Raw genomic sequence first — 4920 nt, 5'->3', positions numbered from 1 at the left:
GTTCAGCTTTTGCCAATAAATTATTAAAAAAATTGGCCATAATGCTTATTATATCAACGACATGTTCCAATAATTTATGAAAAATAATATATAATTTCTTAGGATATAAAGCATAGGAAAACCGTATGATCATTCAGTGGAAAATCTTTTTGGCATTTTTTATCCCTGGGATTTTAGGTTACGGGGGCGGTCCTTCTTCCATCCCTTTAATTGAAAACGAAGTCGTTGACCGCTACGGTTGGCTGACGGTAGGGGAATTCAGTGAAGTACTTGCACTTGGAAATTCGCTGCCGGGACCAATCGCTACGAAGATGGCTGGATATATTGGCTACGAGCAAGGCGGAATAGTAGGTGCGATTGTCGGTGTATTTGCGACAGTTGCTCCATCACTTATCCTGATGATTACATTGCTTGGCTTGCTTTACAAATTTAAGGATTCACCTAAAGTAAAAAAAATGACTCTGTATGTAAAACCAGCGATTGCTGTCATGCTTGGAGTGATGGCGTTTAACTTCTTTTCGGGTTCATATCTAGACATCGGTGTCGGGCAAACCCTGTTCCTGATTGTCATAAGCTATGTTCTGATGGAAAAAGTAAACGTGCATCCAGCTTTTGTGATTCTTGGTGCGCTTGGCTACGGAGCTGCTTTTTTAAGTTAAAGTGTTATGAATAGAAAAGGTCGGGAGATGATATCTACCGACCTTTTTACTTTTAAAAGCATTTATTTAATTTGTAAACCTATGAATAGATATTGAGATTTAAAAAGTATAGGCATATAAAATTAGATTTCCAATGCATTCCGTGCAGAATTATAAAAATGTAAAACTCAGCTTAACGATAATCAACCATTTGAACAAAAAGCGGAAAGGTTACTCTACAACCCCAGTCCTCAAAATCTCAAACTGAATATCAACGTCCACTTTGCTTTGTGGGTACATTTCATGCCATTTTTCTGAGGTGAGCTTGGATTTGCGGACGCTCTTTCGGTAGACTTCTCCAAATCCGAATGGGTCGGACCCGACTTCCTGGGTTTTGGCAATCAAAGCTTCGACGTCTTTCCTTACTTTATCGCTCAGTTTTTTTTCGAGCAGCTTTAAATTTTTTGGATCCTTAATATCGAGTGTTTGATTGATTTCCAGGAGCCTTGTTTTCAATTCTATTTTGAGTTCGAACTGCAGGTTTTCCTTGCTGATCAGCTTCATATCACTCTTGCTTACGATTGTATCCATCACCAGGGCTAATTTTTTGACATCTTCAACATCGTGTATGATGTTGAAGCCGTCCTTGCTGATAATTAACTCTACAGATCCCGCCTCATAGCGGTCATTGATAAGTTTCAAATAAAAGGCTTCCGTCGGATTTATTTTGCCAACCATTCTATCCTTATTAATCAAGGCCATTCCAGTAATTTCAATCTCACCATTCTCGGCTTTCAAAGTAGGAAGAATTGGATCAACTCCATCTGAGTAGTAGTCATGCATCGTTTCCTGCAAAGTGGATGAAGGAATCGTTTCCCCCTTAATATTCTGGTCCAGCTCCTTGTACACAAGCTGGCTGATATCTGCGAACTTGTCATTTTTCTGATTAAGCAGCTTATTGGCACTTCCTTCGACGACAGCGAGATAAGTAAGATCGCTGATTGAAGGGTCGCGGGCAAGAGTGTCCGCGAGGTTTATGAGACCAAGTTTAACGACTTCTTCGCTGAAAAGTGCTACCCTAAGCTGTCCTGATTGCAACTTCTTCGGGCTTTTTAAATCCGCCTTGTTTCTGGCTCCCTTGCTGGTAGCGGCTTTTGCAGACAGAATCGCAGTATTCTGGGGCGCTTCCGGGTCGATATGGAGCAGGACAATGGTCGCTAAAATTTCCCCGTCCTCTGTAACATCATAACCAACTGTTGTAATTAACCCCATCCGTTCAAGTGTCTTTGGATCAGCGCAGGCAGATAGCAGGACAACGAGAATAACCGCTAGTAGCTTACTTGCTTTCTGCATGGACTCCATCCTTCTTCCGGAATAATTTCTTCTTGATCAAAACGGCTCCATAAAGGAGAAAAGGATAACAAAATACAATATAGAAAGCTCCCATGGCAAAATAGTCATTCATCAAGTTGATCTCCATCCTATTCAAAGGATAGAGGAGGCTCAGACACAGAACCGCCAGCAGCAGCCAGTTGATTTTCTTCTCTTTTTTACCTAAAATCCTTGCAATTCCCCGGGAAGCTGACCAAAGATAAAACATCAGATTTGGCAGGATCAATAATACCCAAAACGTGATGGCTACATATTCAAATCTTTCTATGAAAGGAAAGCGGACTATCTTAAAAAGTGACAGGGTACCCCAGATTGTCCTTTCCAGCTGGCCTCCGCTAAAGTAAGCCAGAGAAACAAGCATCAGTCCGAGATAAAGGATAGTCGTGAATAATAACCCATATTGCATATGCCTGTGAACCTTGTTTTTTTCTTTTAAAAAAGGATAAATGACAAAAATGACTTCAAAGCCGATGATGGTGAAGGTCATCTGTTTAGCACCTTTTAAAATTCCTGTTACACTCGATTCAAAAATCGGGAATAAATAATCCCAGTTTGTGAATTGAAAAGGATAGGTAAGCAGCAGAACTAGCCATAAGGATAAAGTAACGCTAAAAAAGCTGACTCCCACAATGGTCCGGAGCCCACCGTTCAATCCGTAGAAAACTAGGAAGACGAGGGTAAAGGAAAGCATCCAGTTGGGGAGCTCCGGAAAGATCCATGCCTGGATGACTTCGATATAATTGCGGACAATGACGTGGAAGCCGCCAAGACAGTACAGGACAAATAAAATATTCATCGAGTTCCCGAGCCATCTCCCAAACACATCATACTGAATCCCGTAAAGGTCAGCAGATGCATAAGCGGACAATGTTTTCACCATGACAAAGCCCACGATGGCTGAAGCGACTCCGCTAAGGATGACGGAAATCCAGGCGTCGTGCTTTGCTTCAAGATAAATAACCCTTTGGAAGCCCTGGATGCCTACCCCAAGCTGCATGGAGTGGACAACAAATACGAGCAGGAAGGTATTGACCATTTTTTGAGGTTTTGGCTCGATAAGCACCTTCATTTAGAACACCACGACTTTATTCTTTCTTCTTGGATTTGTTAAATCTGTATTTCAAGCGGTTCAGTGGCCTTGTTTGGATAGGCCTGATATTAGTGAATTGGATGGGCAAGCGGATGATGCTGTCACGCCAGTCGGCAAACCGTGGCGGATAAAAGGGAGCCAGAAATGGCGTCCCCAGGCTTGATAGCCTGATTAGATGGATCAGCAGGAAGCAAAATCCAATCATCAGGCCATAAAATCCCCAGAACCCCGCTAGTAAGATCAAGGGGAAGCGCAGGACCCTGATGACATTCCCCATCATATAGTTAGGTGTTGTAAAAGAAGCCAGGGCGCTCACAGCAATGATGATAATCAGGATATTGCTCGTAAAGCCGGCATCTACAGCGGCGGTACCGACAACAATACCGCCAACGATACCCATCGTCTGGCCAACCTTTGTAGGGAGCCTTGCTCCAGCCTCCCGCAAAAGTTCAATCATCCCTTCCAGCAGCAAAGCCTCGATGATGGGAGGAAAGGGTACCTTTGATCTCGATTCTCCCAAAGGGATGAGCAATGTCTGCGGGATGATTTCATAATGAAAGGTGAGGGCAGCCACATAAATCGCTGTAAAAAAGATCGAAACAATCATTGAAAAGATGCGCAGCAGCCGTAGGAAGGTAGCAATTTGCCATCTTACACTTTCGTCCTCCATGCTTTGGAAAAACTCAATAAAAGTTTGCGGACAGCCAATCACTTGCACACTGCCATCCACAAGGACAATCATCTTGCCATTGAGCAGCCAGGCGCAGGCCCGGTCGGGGCGCTCTGTCATAAGCAACTGCGGGAATATGGCAAAAGAATTATCTTCGATGAATTGAACAAGCGTGGAGCTGTCAAGGATACTATCAACTTTGATATTTTTAATCCGTTCACGAAGCCTGTCCACCATTTCCTCATCAGCAATCCCTTTCATATAGAGGAGCGAGACACCAGAATTCGTTTGTTTTCCGAGCGAATAGCTTTCATTACATAAGTTTGGATTCGTAAGAAACCTTCTTATAAGCGAAATATTTGTAGCCATGCTTTCATTGAAAGCGATTTGCGGGCCCAAAACCTGCGATTCATTTTCAGGGCGGGTCAATGAGCGATTTTCTTGTGTACCAATCGATGCCGATACAATACAAGGATGACCCGATGAATGGATCAGCACGGCCCCTTTAAGCATCATCTCTACAGCGTCCTCAATATAAAAATATTTAGCCACCTTTGAAACCGTAATCTTTTTAAGAATCTCATCTGGGGACGATTCACCATGTTGAAGTCGTGCCAGGATATCCTGATGCAGCATTTTATTATCAATTATGGAATCTAAAAAGATTAGCGTAACCCCGTTTGGGCGGTCCTTGACATTTAAATCAGCACTATTATGGAGCAGTCTTTTCATTTCTTGAATAAATCCGTCTGTATGAGCAGGGATTAATTTGCGCTTTTCGATATTTCCCTGATTCAAGCTGTTTAGAGAGTCTGTTTTCTTTTTTTTGAAAAACATCCAATACCCCCGATGCAATCATCTAATCAACAGGTTTTGCTTTAATGGGAAAAATTATACTGCTGCTAGTTTGCTTGTTAATATGCAGGATCAGCGAGGCTGCTTGTATCTTGAATTGGCGCCAATAAAAAAAGAAGCTGACAATATGTCAGCTTCCTTCTAAGGCGTACCCTTATATAATCCCCAATGAATCCAGAAAAACAATCACAATCACGACTGGCACCACAAACCTCATGACATTGTACCAGATGGTAAATAGCCAGCTGCCAGCCCTGGAATTGTGCAGCAGTTCC

4 protein-coding genes are annotated in these 4920 nt (G+C 42.6%); 1 reads left to right on the top strand and 3 read right to left on the bottom strand.

Going from position 1 to position 4920, the window contains the following annotated elements; genetic code table 11:
• Positions 1-128 precede the first annotated feature (128 nt).
• Positions 129-659, top strand: a complete 531-nt coding sequence (locus tag WB217_RS05750) for a chromate transporter (RefSeq protein WP_423991507.1) — start codon at positions 129-131, stop codon at positions 657-659.
• Positions 660-869: 210 nt separating this feature from the next.
• Here the strand turns inward: WB217_RS05750 and WB217_RS05745 are convergent, their stop codons facing one another.
• The 3 genes from WB217_RS05745 to WB217_RS05735 are packed head-to-tail and all read right to left on the bottom strand — an operon-like array spanning position 870 to position 4627.
• Positions 870-1991: a Ger(x)C family spore germination protein gene (locus WB217_RS05745; RefSeq protein ID WP_423991505.1), complete on the bottom strand. Its 1122-nt coding sequence runs from the start codon at positions 1989-1991 to the stop codon at positions 870-872.
• A complete protein-coding gene (locus WB217_RS05740; protein ID WP_423991503.1) occupies positions 1975-3099 on the bottom strand; it encodes a GerAB/ArcD/ProY family transporter in 1125 nt (374 codons plus the stop codon). Before WB217_RS05740 ends, WB217_RS05745 begins: the two co-directional genes overlap by 17 nt.
• A gap of 16 nt (positions 3100-3115) precedes the next feature.
• The gene (locus WB217_RS05735; RefSeq protein ID WP_423991501.1) at positions 3116-4627 is read right to left on the bottom strand and encodes a spore germination protein; all 1512 of its coding nucleotides are present in this window, start codon (positions 4625-4627) and stop codon (positions 3116-3118) included.
• Positions 4628-4920: the final 293 nt, after the last annotated feature.

Source organism: Mesobacillus sp., from assembly GCF_049588175.1.
Lineage (GTDB): Bacteria > Bacillota > Bacilli > Bacillales > Cytobacillaceae > Mesobacillus.
The sequence above is the reverse complement of the archived record's forward strand: the minus strand, read 5'-3'. Positions and strand labels throughout refer to the sequence as shown.

What these genes read in the sequence shown, in the direction of transcription:
- WB217_RS05745 (WP_423991505.1), bottom strand. Translation starts at nt 1,991, where the DNA reads ATGCAGAAAGCAAGTAAGCTACTAGCGGTTATTCTCGTTGTCCTGCTA.
- WB217_RS05740 (WP_423991503.1), bottom strand. Translation starts at nt 3,099, where the DNA reads ATGAAGGTGCTTATCGAGCCAAAACCTCAAAAAATGGTCAATACCTTC.
- WB217_RS05735 (WP_423991501.1), bottom strand. Translation starts at nt 4,627, where the DNA reads ATGTTTTTCAAAAAAAAGAAAACAGACTCTCTAAACAGCTTGAATCAG.